The organism is Streptomyces sp. NA02950 (assembly GCF_013364155.1).
GTDB lineage: Bacteria > Actinomycetota > Actinomycetes > Streptomycetales > Streptomycetaceae > Streptomyces.
Window position 1 is genome coordinate 1,655,671 of record NZ_CP054916.1, and the last position, 16,383, is coordinate 1,672,053.

The 16,383-nt window shown below is 73.0% G+C and carries 10 protein-coding genes; 6 read left to right on the forward strand and 4 right to left on the reverse strand.

Features of this window, described 5'->3' with window-relative positions; genetic code table 11:
• Positions 1-10 precede the first annotated feature (10 nt).
• From HUT19_RS06710 to HUT19_RS06725, 4 genes are all read right to left on the reverse strand, one after another.
• On the reverse strand, positions 11-388 hold the full coding sequence (locus HUT19_RS06710; RefSeq protein WP_176179573.1) for an ectoine synthase: 378 nt from the start codon (positions 386-388) through the stop codon (positions 11-13).
• The gene (locus HUT19_RS06715) at positions 385-660 is read right to left on the reverse strand and encodes an acyl carrier protein (RefSeq protein ID WP_176179574.1); all 276 of its coding nucleotides are present in this window, start codon (positions 658-660) and stop codon (positions 385-387) included. Before HUT19_RS06715 ends, HUT19_RS06710 begins: the two co-directional genes overlap by 4 nt.
• 127 nt (positions 661-787) lie before the next feature.
• Complete coding sequence (locus tag HUT19_RS06720; protein WP_176179575.1) at positions 788-2,341, reverse strand: AMP-binding protein; 1,554 nt, start codon at positions 2,339-2,341, stop codon at positions 788-790.
• 143 nt (positions 2,342-2,484) lie between these two features.
• Complete coding sequence (locus HUT19_RS06725; protein ID WP_176179576.1) at positions 2,485-4,152, reverse strand: DUF885 domain-containing protein; 1,668 nt, start codon at positions 4,150-4,152, stop codon at positions 2,485-2,487.
• Between the two features lie 538 nt (positions 4,153-4,690).
• Between HUT19_RS06725 and HUT19_RS06730 the strand changes: the two genes are divergently transcribed.
• Genes HUT19_RS06730 through HUT19_RS06755 form a run of 6 tightly spaced genes read left to right on the forward strand, consistent with a single transcriptional unit; the run spans position 4,691 to position 16,381 of the window.
• Positions 4,691-6,112, forward strand: coding sequence for a 3-phosphoshikimate 1-carboxyvinyltransferase (locus HUT19_RS06730; RefSeq protein WP_254885468.1), 1,422 nt, complete (start codon positions 4,691-4,693; stop codon positions 6,110-6,112).
• On the forward strand, positions 6,109-7,392 hold the full coding sequence (locus tag HUT19_RS06735) for an aspartate aminotransferase family protein (protein WP_176179577.1): 1,284 nt from the start codon (positions 6,109-6,111) through the stop codon (positions 7,390-7,392). Before HUT19_RS06730 ends, HUT19_RS06735 begins: the two co-directional genes overlap by 4 nt.
• Positions 7,389-8,630: a Coenzyme F420 hydrogenase/dehydrogenase, beta subunit C-terminal domain gene (locus HUT19_RS06740; protein WP_176179578.1), complete on the forward strand. Its 1,242-nt coding sequence runs from the start codon at positions 7,389-7,391 to the stop codon at positions 8,628-8,630. Before HUT19_RS06735 ends, HUT19_RS06740 begins: the two co-directional genes overlap by 4 nt.
• Positions 8,627-9,700 carry an oxidoreductase gene (locus tag HUT19_RS06745; protein ID WP_176179579.1) on the forward strand — a complete coding sequence of 358 codons (1,074 nt, stop codon included), beginning with the start codon at positions 8,627-8,629 and terminating at the stop codon, positions 9,698-9,700. Before HUT19_RS06740 ends, HUT19_RS06745 begins: the two co-directional genes overlap by 4 nt.
• Positions 9,697-11,673, forward strand: a complete 1,977-nt coding sequence (locus HUT19_RS06750) for a non-ribosomal peptide synthetase (RefSeq protein ID WP_176179580.1) — start codon at positions 9,697-9,699, stop codon at positions 11,671-11,673. Before HUT19_RS06745 ends, HUT19_RS06750 begins: the two co-directional genes overlap by 4 nt.
• Entirely contained in the window at positions 11,666-16,381 is a 4,716-nt protein-coding gene (locus tag HUT19_RS06755) for a type I polyketide synthase (protein WP_176179581.1), read from the forward strand. Before HUT19_RS06750 ends, HUT19_RS06755 begins: the two co-directional genes overlap by 8 nt.
• The last annotated feature ends 2 nt before the right edge of the window (positions 16,382-16,383 follow it).

Here is a 16,383-nt window from a genome sequence, read left to right on the forward strand (position 1 = left end):
CGGACCTCCGTCAGTACTGCGAGAACGCGCCTTCGGCCAGGGTGTGCCGCTCATCGCCCTGGAGTGGCGGGTTGAAGACGCTGATCAGCTCGAGGTCGGTGTCGGGGGCGGCGATCAGGAAGTGGGCGTCGTGGTCGTTGAGGGCGTAGAGCACCCCGGGCGACAGATCGTGGGTGGCACTGCCGTCGGCCAGCTCGATCCAGCCCCGGCCCCCGATGCAGTAACAGGCTTCGAGGTGGCGCCGGTACTCCAGCCGGGACTTGGTGCCGGCCCGGACGATGGTGTGGCAGAGCGTGAAGCCCATCCGGTCGGCCTCGAGCAGGAAGCGGTGACTCAGCCCGTTTCCCCAGTCGACGGTCTTCACCTCGGTCTTCTTACGGACGATCACCTGGTCACCTCTCCATCCGCCGTGACGGTCCTGCGGGCGTATTCGATGAACTGCCGTATCGCGGTCACCGAGCGGAAGGACTCCGGGGAGATCTCCAGGTCCTCGATCGGGAGGCGGTAGCGGCCGCGGAGCCAGTCGATGAGCTGGAGCAGCTGGAGACTGCTCATCACTCCGCTGTCGAACAGATCGAGCGACGGATCCAGGTCTCCGGCGGGTGTGCCGGGCAGATAGGTCGTCACGATGTACTCGCTGATCTCGTGTTCCAAGCTCATGGCAGCAGACCCTGGGTGTTGTTCGGCGTGTACGCGGTCGCGCGACGCCGAGGCGGCTCGGATGTCAGTTCGCTGAGCGTGCCCCGTGGCAGGGCGGGAACGGCCGTGTCCACTCCTGGACAGGGCGTCAGGTGAGGGCCGGATCCTTGAGAAGTTCTTCCTTGATCCGGGCCCGGTCGGCCTTGCCGGTGGGCCCGGTGGGCAGCGGCTCCCGGGTCAGCCGGAAGGTGGGCAGGGCGGCCCGCGCCAGTCCGGCGGAGCAGTGGCCCAGCAGTCGCAGGCTGGTGAGATCGCTGTCGGGGGCGGTGCGCACCACGGCGCACAGCCGGGTACCGGCGAGGGGGTCGGGAAGGGGCACAACAACGGCGTCGAGCACCTTCGGATGGCTGAGGATCACTGTCTCGATCTGTTCCAGGTTGACCCGCACTCCGGCGACCTTGACCTGGAAGTCATTGCGGCCGACGAGGGTCAGCTCGCCGTCGGTCCCGCGGCGCACCAAATCGCCGGTGCGGTACCAGACACGCTCGCCGGTGTCCGTGGCCACGGGGACGAACCGGTCCTCGGTGCCCGCGGCACCGAGATAGCCCGTGGACTGGAACGGGGTGGTCACCATCAACTCGCCGGTGCCGGGGCCTTCGACGGTCCGCTCACCGTCCCGGAGCTGGACGGTCACCCCCGGCAGGGGCCGGCCCAGCGGAAGGGTCTCCCGCTCGGCGGCCTCCGCCGCGGGGAAGGAGTGCACCAGGCTGTCGTTGGTCTCCGTGCACCCGTAGACATTGTGGAAGACCGCCTCGGGGAACAGCGGCGCGAGCTGGGCGCGCAGGCCACGCGGGGTGTGCTCACCGGTCAGCAGCACATGCCGGACACCGGGGACGGGATCGCCGCCGGAGGCCGCCTGGACCAGCAGCCGGAAGAACATCGGCACGGCCTGGACCACCTGGGGGCGGGTCCGGCGCAGCAGCCGCTCGAGCTGATGCGGGTTGGTGGCGAGGTCCGGGGCGACGGGGACGACGCGGCCGCCGCCGCGGAGGGTGGCCCAGATGTCCAGCAGGCACAGATCGAAGTTCAGGGGTGCGTAGTTGAGCACCGTGGTGCCGGGGCCGAGGCCGAAGGTGCCCATGGCCCAGTCGGTGAACCGGCCGAGGGCCTCCCGCCCCAGCGGGACGATCTTGGGGATACCGGTGGAGCCGGAGGTGGTGAGCAGCAGGCCGGTGCCGGAGGGGAGCGGGGGCGCGGCCTTCGCCGTGGACTCCGCAGACTCGGCGGGCTCGGCGGCCGGGTCGGCGGGCGCGGGCGTCGCCGAGTACTCCGCGGTGGCGGGCGGGTGTAACGCGAAGGTCCCGCCTCCGTCCGCCTCGTCCGCCGTCGCCTCGGCCTGGCAGCCGGACCGCAGCAGCAGCGTGGCCAGCACCTCCCGGCCGAGGTCGGGCGAGACCAGGAAAACCGGGCGGCGGGCCCGGAAACAGGCCAGGGTCATCGCGATCGACGCGGGCGACTTGACGGCCCGTAACGCGATCGGGGCGTCCCGGTGGAGACCGGCGGCGGTGAGTGCGGCACCGGCCCGGCGGGTCAGCTCCGCCAGCGCCGCATAACTGACGGTGCTCTCCCGCCACCACAACGCCGGTGCGTCCGGCGTCCGTTCCGCGTGATCGAGGACATCACGTGCGATGCAGTCAGACATCTACTCCCCCGTGGTACTTCCCCCGATATACCGTTACCCACTATCACATTCGTCACATTGCATAGTCAACGGACGTATCGCTCGTTTCTCGGTGATTCTTCTCGCTCCGGACCGGGGCCGCCGCCCCGGCCTGGAGCTCCGCCTCACAGGAGCGCGAGGCGGTCGCGCAGGGTGTCCAGGCCCATCGCGCCCAGCTTCAGCGCTGCGGTGTGGAACGCCTTCTGGTCGAACGCGGCACCCTGGCGGGCGCGTGCGTCGTCGCGGGCGGCCAGCCACTGCCGCTCCCCCAGCTTGTACGAGGGCGCCTGGCCCGGCCAGCCCAGATAGCGGTCGATCTCGTCGCGCACCTGGTCCTGCTGGGTGATGGTCCGGGTGAGCATGAACTCCAGCCCGAGTTCGGGGGTCCAGCGCTCGCCCTCGTGGAATCCGGTGCCGACCGGGATGGGCAGTTCCAGATGCATCCCGATGTCGACGATCACCCGTGCGGCCCGGAAGAGCTGCCCGGCCAGCATGCCCAGCAGATCGCCGTCGTCGTCGAGCCGGCCCAGCTCGCGCATCAGCCGCTCCGCGTACAGCGCCCAGCCCTCGCTGTAGCCGGAGACATGGGCCATCAGCCGCTGGAAGCGGTTGAGCCGCCCCGACTGGTGGACGGCGGTGGCCACTTGCAGATGGTGGCCGGGAACGCCCTCGTGGTAGACGGTGGTGACCTCGCGCCAGGTCGGGAAGTCGGTCTGGCCCGGGGGGATCGACCACCACATCCGGCCCGGCCGTGAGAAGTCGTCGGACGGCCCGGTGTAGTACGCGCCGACGATGCCGCCGGGAGGCGCGATCAGGCACTCCAGCGCCATCAGCGCGTCGGGGATCTCGAAGTGGCTGCCGCGCAGATCGGCCAGCGCCGCGTCGGACAGCCGCTGCATCCATTCCCGCAGGGCGTCCGCACCGTGCAGCCGGTGGTCCGGGTCGGCGTCGAGGGCGGCCGCGGCCTCGGCGGGGGTGGCGCCCGGCCCGATCCGGCCGGCGACCTGCTTCAGCTCGGTCTCGATCCGGCAGAACTCCTCCCAGCCCCAGGCATAGGACTCCTTGAGGTCCAGCTCGGCGCCGGTGAAGAAGCGCAGCCACAGGGCGTAGGCATCCGGGCCCACGGCGTCCCCGGCCGGGGCCGCGGGAGCCAGCTCCTCGCGCAGGAAGCGGGCCATCCCGGCGAAGGCGGCGGACGCGGCGGCGGCGCCGGCGTCCAGATCGGCGCGGAGCCCGGGCGGCACCTCCGCGGGGGCGACCAGGCCGGCGAAGTGGCCGTCGGCCCAGGTGTCGCACTGGGCGGCGGTCTTGGTGACCTGGCGCAGCGCGGACACCCGGCCCCCGGCCGCGGCGTGGCGGAGCCCGGCCTCCAGGTTCGTCATGGCTTCCGGCATCCGGGCCAGCCGGGCGGCGATCAGCGACCAGTCGTCGGGGGTGCGGTTGGGCATCAGGTCGAAGACCAGGCACAGGTTCTGTACGGGGCTCTCGATGACGTTGAGTTCGGCGCTGTCCAGCCCGGCCTCGTGGATCTCCAGGTCGAGACCCACGCGCTCGGTGAAGACCGCGCGCGCGGCTGTTTCGGAGTCGTCCCGCGGCGTGGCGGCCCGGATGGCGCGGAGGGTGGCGGCATGGAGCTCGGCACGCGCCCGGTGGCCTTCGGGTGAGTAGTCGGTGAGCCGGTCGTCATGACCGGGGACACCCAGGTGGGTCGCGGCATTGGGGTCGAGAGCGGCGTAGTCGTCGACATAGCGGTCGCAGAGGGCATGGATGGGGCCGGAGACCGAATCAGCCATGGGGCCGACAGTACCTGTTCCGTAGCGGACACGGCGAAAGAGATTCTGCGTGATTCTCAGGTATGGCTCATTCTGTGTGGTGGCCCGGCTGGTTGACGATCAGTGCGCGGTGCACCCAAGCCGGAGTCTCGGTTCTTCTGTAATGAGGGATTCCGTTTTTACCGACGGAGATTTGGGTTATGCATTTCAGCCACCGCGGCCGAGTGGGACAGAGTCCGTGGCAGTGCCCTTGATCACTGCACCCAGAGCGCCGAGTTGACGCGTCGAACCACCCGTCACGCCCTGACCTCGGCTTTTGGCATGCACATCTTTGACAGACCGCACAACTGGACACTTCCGGTCAATGATGTTGACGAGCGAAGGAACGTATGAGAGAAATTTTTTGGCACGCCGATCGTGCGTCAGGGCCGGTTCACGATCCGCGGCACACCCCCCATTCCCGTATCCCGCCCACCCGTCGTGGTGCCTTCGTGCGGGTAACTCCGGAAGCATTCGAGAGCACATCCGTCTTTCACCCCCCGCGAGCTGGAGTTTTTTGGTGCCTGAGGTGCAGGATTTCGACCAGCCCACAACGTTATCGGCGGACCTCGTGGTGGACGGCGGCGCACGGACGCCCGGCCACCCGGCCGCGCTCACCGTCGAAGTACCGGGCGACAAGTCGGTGAGCCATCGCGCCCTGCTGGCCGCGCTGCTCCCCGGGGCACCGTCCCGGCTCACCCTGCGCGGGGCCAACCTCGGTGGCGCCGTCCGTGCGCTGCTGCCCGCCCTGCGCGGGCTGGGCCTGCGGACGCACACCGACGGCGACACCCTCACGGTGGAGCGCGACGGCGCTCCCGTTCCGCAACCGGTACGCCCCCACCCCACCGTGACCGACTGGCCGGAGGGGGTGCCGTATCTGGAGACCGGGGGTTCGAGCGCCGCGGCCCGGCTGCTCATCGGACTGCTCGCCGGGACCGGGCGCAGCGCCGTGGTGGACGGCGACGAGACCCTGCGCCACCGGCCGATGGACTGGTTGGTCACCCCGCTGGTCCAACTCGGCGCGGACATCCGCTACCTGGCGGAGCCGGGGCGTTTGCCGGCGCTGGTCCGCACACCGGTCCGGCGGCCGGGCGCGGTGGACCTCGCGGTGGGCAGCGCCCAAGCCCGCTCCGGTGTTCTGCTGGCCGCCGTGGCGGCGCGGCTCGCGGTCGAGATCCGCCATCCGGTGCGCTCCCGGGACCACACCGAGCGGATGCTCTCCGCGTTCGGCGCCCGGCTGACGGAGGGCCCCGGCGCGGTGGGCTACGACGGCGGTGCGTACACCGTGCCGCCGGTCGTGGACATCCCCGCGGATCCGTCCCTCGCCGCCTATCCGGTGGCCGCTCAGCTGCTCGGCCACGGCGGCGGTGAGCTGCGGGTACCGGACGTCTGTCTCAACCCCACCCGCCTCGGCTTCTTCGAGGTGCTGCGCCGGGCCGGCGCGGACCTCGGCTACGAGGACACCCGGCCCGGCTCCAGCGGGGAGACGGTGGGCACGATCGTGGCCCGCGGCGGTCTCGACGGGGTCACCGCGGTCCGCGTCGACGACCCCGCCACCCTGCACACGCTGATCGACGAGGTCCCGCTGCTCGCCCTGGTCGCCGCCCGGCTGCCCGGCACCTCCTGGATCGGCTGCGCCGAGGAGCTGCGGTTCAAGGAGACCGACCGGCTGACCACCACCGCGCGGATGGCCTCCGCGTTCGGCGCGCGCGTCGAGGTGGCGGACGACGGACTGCGGGTCACCGGCGGCGCACCGCTGGCCGCCGGAGAGGTCCCCGGCTTCGAGGACCACCGCATCGCCATGGCCGCCGCCACCCTGGCCATGAGCCTTCCCGGGCGCACCACCGTGCTGGGCGGTGGCTGCCACCGCACGTCCTTCCCCGACTTCGCCGAGGTGCAACGCGCCGTCGGCGCGGACATCACCGAGGTCGCCACGGTATGAACACCACGCAGCAGACACCGGCGGAAGAGGCCCGGTCCACCGGCACCACCCTGGGTCCGGCCTTCCACTCCGGCCGGGGCCCCTGGCTCACCGCCGAGGACGGCACCGTGTGGTTCGACGCCACATCGGGAAGCGGCGCGGCCACCCTCGGCCATCAGCACCCGGCCGTGGTCGCCGCCACCACCGCCCAGCTGAACCGGCTGGTGCACACCGGTTGCAAACTGGGCTCGGACGCACGCACCCGGATGGTCCGGCGGCTGGGCGGGCTCAGCCCGTACCGGGTCCCGGCCGTCCTGCCCACGGTGACCGGCGCGGAGGCGGTGGAGACCGCCCTGAAGATCGCCCGCGCGGCCACCGGCCACCGTGCGGTGGTCGGCTTCACCCACGGCTATCACGGCAAGACCACCGGTGCCCTCGGGCTCACCTGGCGCGCGGAGTTCAAGGAGTACAGCGCGCTGCCGTCGGGCACGGTGGTCACCGCCACCCTGCCCGATCCGCGCACCGGCAGGGCCGACGGCCCCGAGGCGGTGGCCGCCCTGCGGGCGGACCTGGCCACGGCGCTGGACGCCGCGGACCGCCTCGGCGGCACCGCCGCGGTGGTCCTGGAGCCCATCCAGGTCACCGAGGGGCTGCTGATCGTTCCGCCGCCGCTGCTGGACGAGATCGCCCGCGCCGCGCACGCCCGGGGCGCCCTGCTGGTGCTGGACGAGATCTACACCGGACTCGGCCGGGCGGGGCGGATGTTCACCGCCGAGCTGATGGCCGAGACCCCCGATCTGACCCTGGTGGGCAAGACACTGGGCAACGGGTTCCCCATCGGCGCCGTGGTGGGTGAGCGCACGGTGCTGGACGCGCTTCCGGCCGGGGTGCAGACCTCCACCTTCTCCGGCTCACCGCTGAGCTGCGCCGCGGCCGAAGCGGTGCTGGACACCGTGATCGCGGAGGAAGTGCCCACCCGTGCGAAGGAGTTGGGCGACCGGCTCGCCACCGACCTGGCCAAGCTGGCGGTGCGCTTCCCCTGGATGGCCGCGGTCCGCACGGCCGGAGCCCTGGCGGCCTTCGACTGTGTGACGGACGGCCGGCCGGATCCGGCACTCGCGCAGGCCGTCAGAGGCGCGGCACTGCGCGGGCGGCTGCTGTTGTTCGGCGGCGGGCCCGAGGGCGCCAGCATCAAGATCGTGCCCCCGGCGCTGCTGGAGGAGCGGGACTACCGGTTCCTGGCCGAGGGACTGGCCGCCGCCGTCGCCGCGGCCGACCACGGGGAGGAGGCGCGGTCATGACCTTCCAGCAGTTGTCGGAGGATGTCCTGGAGTCCGGTCTGTGCACCGTGTGCGGGGCCTGCCAACTCGCCTGTCCGCCCGGGGTGATCGGCTTCGACGGTCTCGAGCCGGTGCTCACCGAACCCGCCTGGACCGCGTCCGACTGCGGCACCTGCAACGACTGCCTCACGGTGTGCCCCGGGGCCGACCCGGCCACCCCGCACGCCGAGGAGCGGCTGTTCGGCCGGACCCGCACCCCCGAGGAGCGGTGGACCGGCATCTTCTCGGAGGTGCTGGCCGGGCACGCGCTCTCGCCCGAGCTGTACGAGGCGTCCGCGAGCGGCGGGAGCCTGAGCGCGCTGCTCCAGACCGCGCTGGTGGCGCTGGAAGCGGATGTGGTGCTGTCGATGGGACGCGACCCGGAGCAGCCGTGGCGGGCCGCCCCGCGGCTGGTCCGCGACCCCGCCGAGCTGACCGAGACCGCCCAGTCCACCTATCAACTCGCCCCGTACCTGGGACTGTTGCGTACGATCATGGAGTCCGAGCCGGACGCCATGGTGGCGCTCACCGGAGTGGCCTGCCACATCCAGGCGATGCGCAAGCTCCAGGCGATGGACACCGCTGCGGGGCGCTGGGCCCGGGACCACGTGGTGCTGATGATGGAGCCCGCCTGCTCCTCCAACACCCGTCCCGAGGGCACCGCCTCGGTGATCGAGCAACGCGCCCAGGTCCCGGTGGAGTCGGTGGTCCGGCTGCGCTACCGCGAGGGCGACTACCCCGGTGAGATCGCCATCCGCACCGACGACGGCGAGACCCACCAGGTGCCGTTCTGGCAGGCGGTGCGCGACTTCGCGAGCAACAAGACCCACCGCTGTCTGGCCTGCGGCGACTGGATGTCGGGCCTGGCCGATGTGAGTGTCAGCGACGGCGACCCCAATATCTTCGCCGCCAGCGTCAATGGCGTCGAACAGCCCAAGCACGGGCGGGTGTTCGTCCGTACCAAGAGCGGATCGGAGGCGGTGGCCGCGGCCGACTTCCACGGGCTGCTCTCGTTCCGCCCGGTGGAGCTGCGCGGACTCAACCTCGGGCTGGAGCGCAAGCGCAACCGGCGGGCGTCGTACGAGCGCTCCGGCGCGCCGATACCCGCCGGGCCCATTCCGCACCACCGGGAGGAGCTGGAGATCATCCCCGACGAGCAGTGGATCGCCGCTCCGGACGAGCCCGCGCGGGACACCGCGGAGCGGGGTGAGCGCCGGTGACCTCCATCACCGCGCCACCGGCCCTGACCTCCCGGCGGCTGGTGGCCGGGGACCGGGCGCTGCCGGACACCGTCACGGTGCGCACCGGTCCGCCCGGCCGCGGCGAGCTGCGCGTCCGGGCCGCGTACAGCCTGGTCAGCCCCGGTACCGAACTGCACTATCTGGACCGCTGGGCGGGCACCGGGGAAGGGCTGCCGCTCGGCTACTGCTCGGCCGGAGTGGTGGACGCCGTCGGGCCCGGGGCGCCGGGGTTCGCCGTCGGCGACCGGGTGACCGCGATGGGCTGGGGCGAGGCCGTGCACGGCGATGTGGTCACGGTGCCCTACCGGCTGTGCCGCCGGGTCGCCGACGGAGTGGACCTGGCCGACGCGGTGGTGGCCAATCTGGCCGCCACCGCCGTGCACGCCGTGGACCGGGCGGAGTTGCGCCCCGGCGACGAGACCGCGGTGGTCGGCGCGGGGATGGTGGGGCTGCTGGTGGCCCAGATCGCCGCCGTGCGGGACCATCGCGCCACCGTGCTGGACCTGCGGCCCGAACGGGTGGGCGCGGCCGCCTCGTTGGGACTTTCCGCGGCCACCGGCCGGGACTTCTTCGACCGTGAGGAGAAGGGGGCGGAGCTGCCCGAGGGCGGCCGCTGTGTGTTCCTGTGCGGCACCGGGGAGGCCGGGGAGACCCTCGCCGCCGCGGCCCGCTGGGCGGGCCGGGCACCGGGCCGCCCCCGGCTGGTGGGGGTGGGCCGCTTCTCGGCGCGGGTGGACTTCAGCGTCGAGCTGGGCAACCTGGACATCCGCTACGCCGCCCGCTGCGGCGCCGGTTACCGCGATCCGTCCTACGCCCGCGGGCTGTCCGACGTGAGCGCGCCCGAGGGCGAGGGCACCGTCACGGAGAACCTTCAGCGCGCCCTGGACCTGATCGAGGACGGCGCCGTCCAGCCGGCCCGGATGGGGCTGCCCCGGGTGCCGCTGGAGCGGGCCGCGGAGGTCTACGCCGAGCTGCGCGAGCGCCCGGCGCACCCCGCCGTGATCTTCACCTACGGAAGCGGCGAGGCGAACGAGGGGAGCCGGGCATGACGAGCGCACCGCCCCCGGACACCGGCCACCGCCCGTTCCCCACCGCCGAGTCGGCCGGAACACTGGTCCACCGGTTCCTGGAGACCGCCCGGGCCCGCCCCGACCGCGAGGCCGTGGTGACCCCTGAGGTCCGCTGGACCTACCGGCAGGCGGAGGAACGATCCGCCCGGGTGTGCGGAGCGCTGCGCACGGCCGGGCTGCGCCCCGGGGACCGGGTGGGGCTGCTGTTCTCGCACGGCGCGGAAATGATCGCGGCGCTGCTGGGCGCCCTGCGCGCCGGAGTGTCGTACGTCCCGCTGGACGGCGCGTACCCGGCGGAGCGGCTCGGCTTCATGGCGTCCGACGCGGGGGTCCGCGCGCTGGTCACCGGCACCGCGCACACCGCGCTCGCGGAACGGCTGGCGGGCGGGGCGTTCCCGGTGCTGGCGTACGAGGACGTCGTACGCGGTGACGCGGCGGCGGGGGCGGGGGTCCACGCGGTGCCGGAGGGGGAGGCGTACGTCCTCTACACCTCCGGCTCCACCGGGCGCCCCAAGCCGGTGGCCCAGTGGCACCGCAATGTGCTGCACCACACCCGGGCCTGGGCCGACGGGCTGGCCATCGGCCCGCGGGACCGGCTGACCCTCCAGTCCGCATACAGCTGGGACTCGGCCGTCCAGGACACCTTCGCCGCGCTGCTGACCGGCGCGGCCCTGTATCCGGTGGACCTCAAGGCGCTCGGCGTGACCGGGCTGCTGGAGTGGATGGCCGCCGAGGAACTGACCGTCTACCACTCCACCCTGCCGGTCTTCCGGGCGCTGGTCCGGGCGATGGCGGGCCGTGGTGTCCGGCTGCCCGCGATGCGGATGCTGGCGCTGGGCGGGGACACGCTCCATCTGGCCGATCTGGACGCTGCCCGACGCCACTTCGAGTCCGGGTGCCAGGTGGCCGGCGCGTACGGCTCCACCGAGTGCTCCTGTGCGCTGCTGCGGGTCGCGGACCCCGGATACCGGCCGCCCACCGGGGTGTTCCCGCTGGGCGACCCGGTGCCGGAGACCGAGGTGCGGCTGGAGGACGCCGGGGGCCGTACCGTCGAGGGGCCGGGCGAGGGCGAGATCGTGGTGGTCAGCCGGTATCTGGCGCCGGGTTCGGTGCCGGACGGGCGGACGTACCGCACCGGCGATCTCGCCCGGCGGCTGGACGACGGCACCCTGCTGCTCATCGGGCGCCGGGACTTCCAGGTCAAGATCTCGGGCATCCGGGTGGAGACCGGTGAGGTGGAGAGCGCGCTCAAACAACTGCCGCAGATCCGCGAGGCGGTGGTGATGCCCTTCACCGACGGCCTGGGCGAGCGCCAGCTGGCGGGGTACGTGGTGGCCGCCGACGGGGCGCGGGCCGAGCCCGCCGCGCTGCGCACCGCGCTCCGGCGCACCCTGCCGGACCATGCGGTGCCCACCGCCTATGTCCCGCTGGACGAACTGCCGCTGACGGCCAATCACAAGATCGACCGGGCGGCGCTGCCGCATCCGAGCACCGCCGCCACGACGGGCACCGGAACCGGGGAGCCGCCGCCCGTCGGCAGCCCCGCCGAACGGGCCGTGCTCGAGGCGTGGCGGGAGGTACTGGGCGTGGCCCGGCCCGGTCCGGACGACAACTTCTTCGATCTGGGGGGCACCTCGCTGCGGATGGCCGCCGTGCACGAGCGGCTGACCCGGACGGTGGCCCCCGCGCTGCGGATGACCGATCTGTACCGGGCGCCGACCGTCCGGGCCCTGGCCCGGCTGATCGCCCCGGCCACGGCTCCCCCGGAGACGGCCGCCACGTCGCGGGCCGCCCCGGGCGGCGGTTCCGCTCCGGGGCGGGACCGCGGTGAGCGCCGCCGCGGCGCGCGCTCCGCCCGCCGGTCGGAGGTCCGTGCCCGGATCGCCCCGCCCGACCCCCGCCCGCCCTTCGGTGAGACCCGCGACCCCGCCCCAGGAGGCATACGTGACTGAGCAGCTGGAGGACTCCCCCCTGTCCGGGCGGATCGCCGTCGTCGGCATGGACTGCCGGTTCCCCGGCGCCCGCGACCACACCGAGTACTGGCGCAACCTCCTCGCGGGCACCGATCACCTCACCGATCTGGACGAGGAGCACCTGCGTGCCGCCGGGGTGCCGGAGGAGACGTTCACCGGCGACCGCTATGTGCGCCGGGCGGCGGTGGTCGAGGACGCCGACGCCTTCGACGCGTCGTTCTTCTTCCTCAGCTCCCGCGAGGCCGAGCGGATGGACCCGCAGCTGCGGCTGTTCCTCCAGACCTCCTGGGCGGCGCTGGAGCACAGCGGCCATGACTCGGAGGTCTACCCGGGCCGGATCGGTATCTTCGCCGGTTCGCTGACCAGCACCTATCTGCTGAACAACGTCCTGACCGGGGAGCGCGGTTTCAACGGTTCGCTGCCCCGGTTGCAGCAGGACATGGCCACGCTGATGGGCAACGACCCCAACTACCTCACCACCCGCGCCTCGTACCACCTGAAGGTCACAGGGCCCAGTTTCGCGGTACAGACGGCCTGTTCCACCTCGCTGGTGGCGGTGCACGTGGCGGCGCAGAGCCTGCTCGCCGAGGAGTGCGATGTGGCGCTGGCCGGCGGAGTGGCGCTGCGCTTCCCGCAGGAGGCGGGATACGTCCACGAGACCGACGGCATCGCCTCGGCCGGGGGCACCGTGCGGCCCTTCGACGCGGGCGCGGACGGCACCGTGTTCGGCAACGGCGTCGGGGTGGTGGTGCTCAAACGGCTGGAGGACGCGCTCGCCGACGGGGACACCGTCTGGGCGGTGCTGCGCGGTTCGGCGGTCGGCAACGACGGCAACGACCGCGCCGGATTCACCGCGCCCGGGATCTCCGGCCAGGCCGCCGTGCTCGGCGAGGCGCTCGGGGTGGCCGGGGTGGACCCGGCCTCGGTCAGCTATCTGGAGGCCCACGGCACCGGAACCCGGATCGGCGACCCGATCGAACTCGCCGCCGCGGCGCAGGTCTACCAGGTGGACGGCGCTCCCCCGCTCACCCTGGGCTCGGTCAAGGCCAACATCGGGCATCTGAGCACGGCCGCCGGTGTCGCCGGACTGATCAAGTGTGTGCTGATGCTGCGCCACCGGACACTGGTGCCGACCCCGCACTTCACCGAGTGGAACCCGGAGTGCGAGGTCGAGGGGACCCGCTTCCGGATGGGCACCGCGGTGGAGCCGTGGCGGCGCGGTGACGGCCCGCTGCGGTGCGCCGTCACCTCCACCGGGATGGGCGGCACCACCGCCCATGTCGTCCTGGAGGAGGCACCGGAGGCCGCCGTGTCGACGGACGGGGCCGCGCCCGCCCCGCCGGTGGTGCTGCTCCCGGTGTCCGCCAAGTCGCCCGCCGCGCTGGAGACCGCGCGGCTCGCCCTCGCCGACGCCCTGGAGGAGACAGCGCCGGAGGACGCCCCGCACACACTCGGCGACATCCATCTGGACGACGTGGCGTACACCCAGGCCACCACCCGGCACACCTTCGACTACCGGGCCGTGGTCACCGCACCGGACCGGGCGAGCGCCGTCCGGGCGCTGCGCACCGCCGATCCGCGGTTCGTCTTCCAGGACTCCGGCCACCCCGCCGACCGCCCGGTCACCTTCCTCTTCCCCGGCCAGGGCGCCCAGTACCCCGCCATGGGCCAGGGCTGGTACGAACACCTGCCGGTCTTCCGCGACACGGTGGACGAGTGCGCCGCACTGCTCGAACCCCGTCTCGGGCTCGATCTGCGGGACGCGCTCTACCCCGCGCTCCGCGGCCACCAGGGCGAACGCCACGACCTGGGCCGGACCCGGCTCACCCAGCCCGCCCTGTTCACCGTGGAGTACGCCCTCGCCCGGCAGTGGATGGCGTGGGGCATCCGCCCGACCGCGCTCATCGGCCACAGCGTGGGTGAGTACGTGGCGGCCACCCTGGCCGGGGTGTTCCGGCTGCCCGACGCGCTACGGGTGATCGCCGAACGCGGGCGGCTGGTGGACGGACTGCCCGCCGGGGTGATGCGGGCCGTGATGACCACCCCCGAGGAGCTGGCGCCGTACCTGGGCGACGGCGTGGACCTGGCCGCGGTCAACGAACCGGCGGTGTGCACCGTCGCCGGATCGCGCGAGGCCGTCCGGGCGCTGACGGACCAGCTGACCGCGGATGGTGTGCCGCACCGCAAGGTGTCCACCTCTCACGCCTTCCACTCCGCGATGATGGACCCGGCCGTGGAGCCGCTGACCGAGGTGGTGCGCGGGGTCGGACTGAGCCGCCCGCGGATCCCGTTCCTGTCCAACCGCACCGGCACCTGGATCCGCGACGAGGAGGCCACCGACCCCGCGTACTGGGGCGCGCATCTGCGGGACACCGTGCGGTTCGCGGACGACGTGGCCACCGCGCTGGCCGAGGGCGTCCAGGTCTTCGTGGAGGTGGGCCCCGGCCACACCCTGGCCACCTTCACCCGGCGCCACTCGGACCGGCAGACGGGTGTCCCGGTGGTCACCTCCACCGCACGCGCCAAGGACCCGGCCGCCGATCTCACCGCGCTGACCGCCGCGCTCGGCCGGCTGTGGGCGATGGGGCTCACCCCCGACTGGGCGGGCTACTACGCGGGCCGCGGCCGCCGCAAGGCACCGCTGCCCACCTACCCCTTCGAGGCCACCCGGTACTGGGTCGAGCCCGGTTCGGGGCCGCTGACCGGGGCGGGCGGCCGTACCGGCTCCGGCGCGGTGGGCAAACTCCCGCTGGACGCGTGGTTCTCGGTACCGGTGTGGCGGCCCGCGGTCGGCACGCTCGACACGGACGTGGCCCCGATCACCGAACCGGTGCTGCTGTTCGCCGACGCCCGGGGCACCGCCGCCCGGGTCGCCGGACACACGATCGCCGGTGAGGTGCTGACCGTGATCGCGGGCGAGGCGTACGGACGGCACGGGGACACCTTCACCCTGCGCCCCGACTCCGAGCAGGACCACGGCCGGCTGATCGGCGAACTGCTCGCCGAGAACCGGCTGCCGGGCCGGATACTGCACGCCTGGTCCACCGACCCGCTGCCGCCCGAGCGCGGTACCGAGCGCTTCGAAGTGGCCCAGCGCCGGGGCGTCTACAGTCTGATCGCCCTGGTCAAAGCGTTGGGCAAACACGATGTGACCCGCCCGCTCCAGCTGGACCTGATCAGCGCGGGGGCGTACGCCATCAGCCCGACCGAGCCCGAACCGGCCGCCGAACTGGTGACGTTGGCGGTGGCCGCGCGGGTCATCGGCCAGGAGCACGGCAACATCGGCGCCCGCCACATCGATCTGCCCGCGGCCGTCGACCAGCGCTCGCTGCGCACCCTGGCGGCCGAACTGACCTCCGTCCAGCCGCCGGAGCTGGCCGTCACCTTGCGCGGCGGCACCCGCTGGGTCGCCGATCTGGAGCCGGTGCGCGCCGACTGGACCGCCGAGGCACGGTCCCGGCTGCGGGACGAGGGCGTCTATCTCATCACCGGCGGCCTCGGCGAGATCGGTTCGCTGATCGCCCGCTGGCTGCACGGCGAGACCCGGGCCCGGCTGGCGCTGCTGACCCGTGACGCGCTGCCCGGGCGAGAGGAGTGGGACACCTGGCTGGAGAGCCACGAGGACGACGACGAGACCTCGCTGCGCATCACCCGGCTGCGGGAGCTGGAGGCGGCGGGCGCCGAAACCCTCCTGGTGCACACCGATGTGGCCGATGTGGACGGGCTGCGGACGGCGGTGGCGAAGGTCGAGGAGCACTTCGGCGCGCTGCACGGGGTGGTCCATGCCGCCGGGCTGCCCAGCGAGCAGTGGGACCGCGCCCTGACCAGTGCCGACGTGGAGCAGTGCCAGTGGCATTTCGTCCCCAAGGCCCACGGCCAGATCGCTCTGGAGCAGGTGCTCGCCGACCGCCCGGTGGACTTCTGTCTGATGCTGTCCTCGCTGGCCGGTGTGCTGGGCGGACTGCGGCTGCTGGCGTACGGCGCGGCCAACCACTTCATGGACGCCGCCGCCGAACGGGCCAACCGGGGCCTGGACCGTACGGTGTGGATCAGCGCGGCCTGGGATGTGTGGCAGCACCACCAGGACGAGAAGCGGGCCATCTCGGCCATCGGCCGCAGCATGGACGACAAGGCGATCCAGCCAGAGGAGGGGCTCGAGGCCATCCGCAGACTGCTGTCGCTGCGCGATGTCTCCCATGTGGCGGTCTCCACCTGGGACATCGGCTACCGGCTGGACCAGTGGGTGCGCGACGAGCGGATCGTCCGGCCCAGCGCGGGGGCCGCGGCGCTCGGCGAGGAGGCGGCGGACACCGAGTCCGGCGGGCTCACCGAGCAGGTGGCCCGACTGGTGCGGGACGCGCTGGGAGCCGAGGAGATGCCCGTGGACGGGGACATCTTCGAGTTCGGCGGGGACTCGCTGCTGATCGTCCGGCTGCTGTCGGACGTCCGGGAGTTCTTCTCCGTCGAGGTGCCGCTGGCCGATGTGCTCGCCGAGCCGACCCCGGCCGCGCTGGCCGGGCTCGTCCAGCGGCGGCTGGACGCCCGCGAGGAGGGGGCACGGTCCGGCGGGGACGGCGAGGCCGATGAACTCGAGGCGCTGGCGGCGGAGCTGGCCGCGCTCGACCCCGACGTCACCGAACGGCTGCTGTCCGAGGCGGCCCTGGCAGAACAGCCCAAGGAGAGCTGACC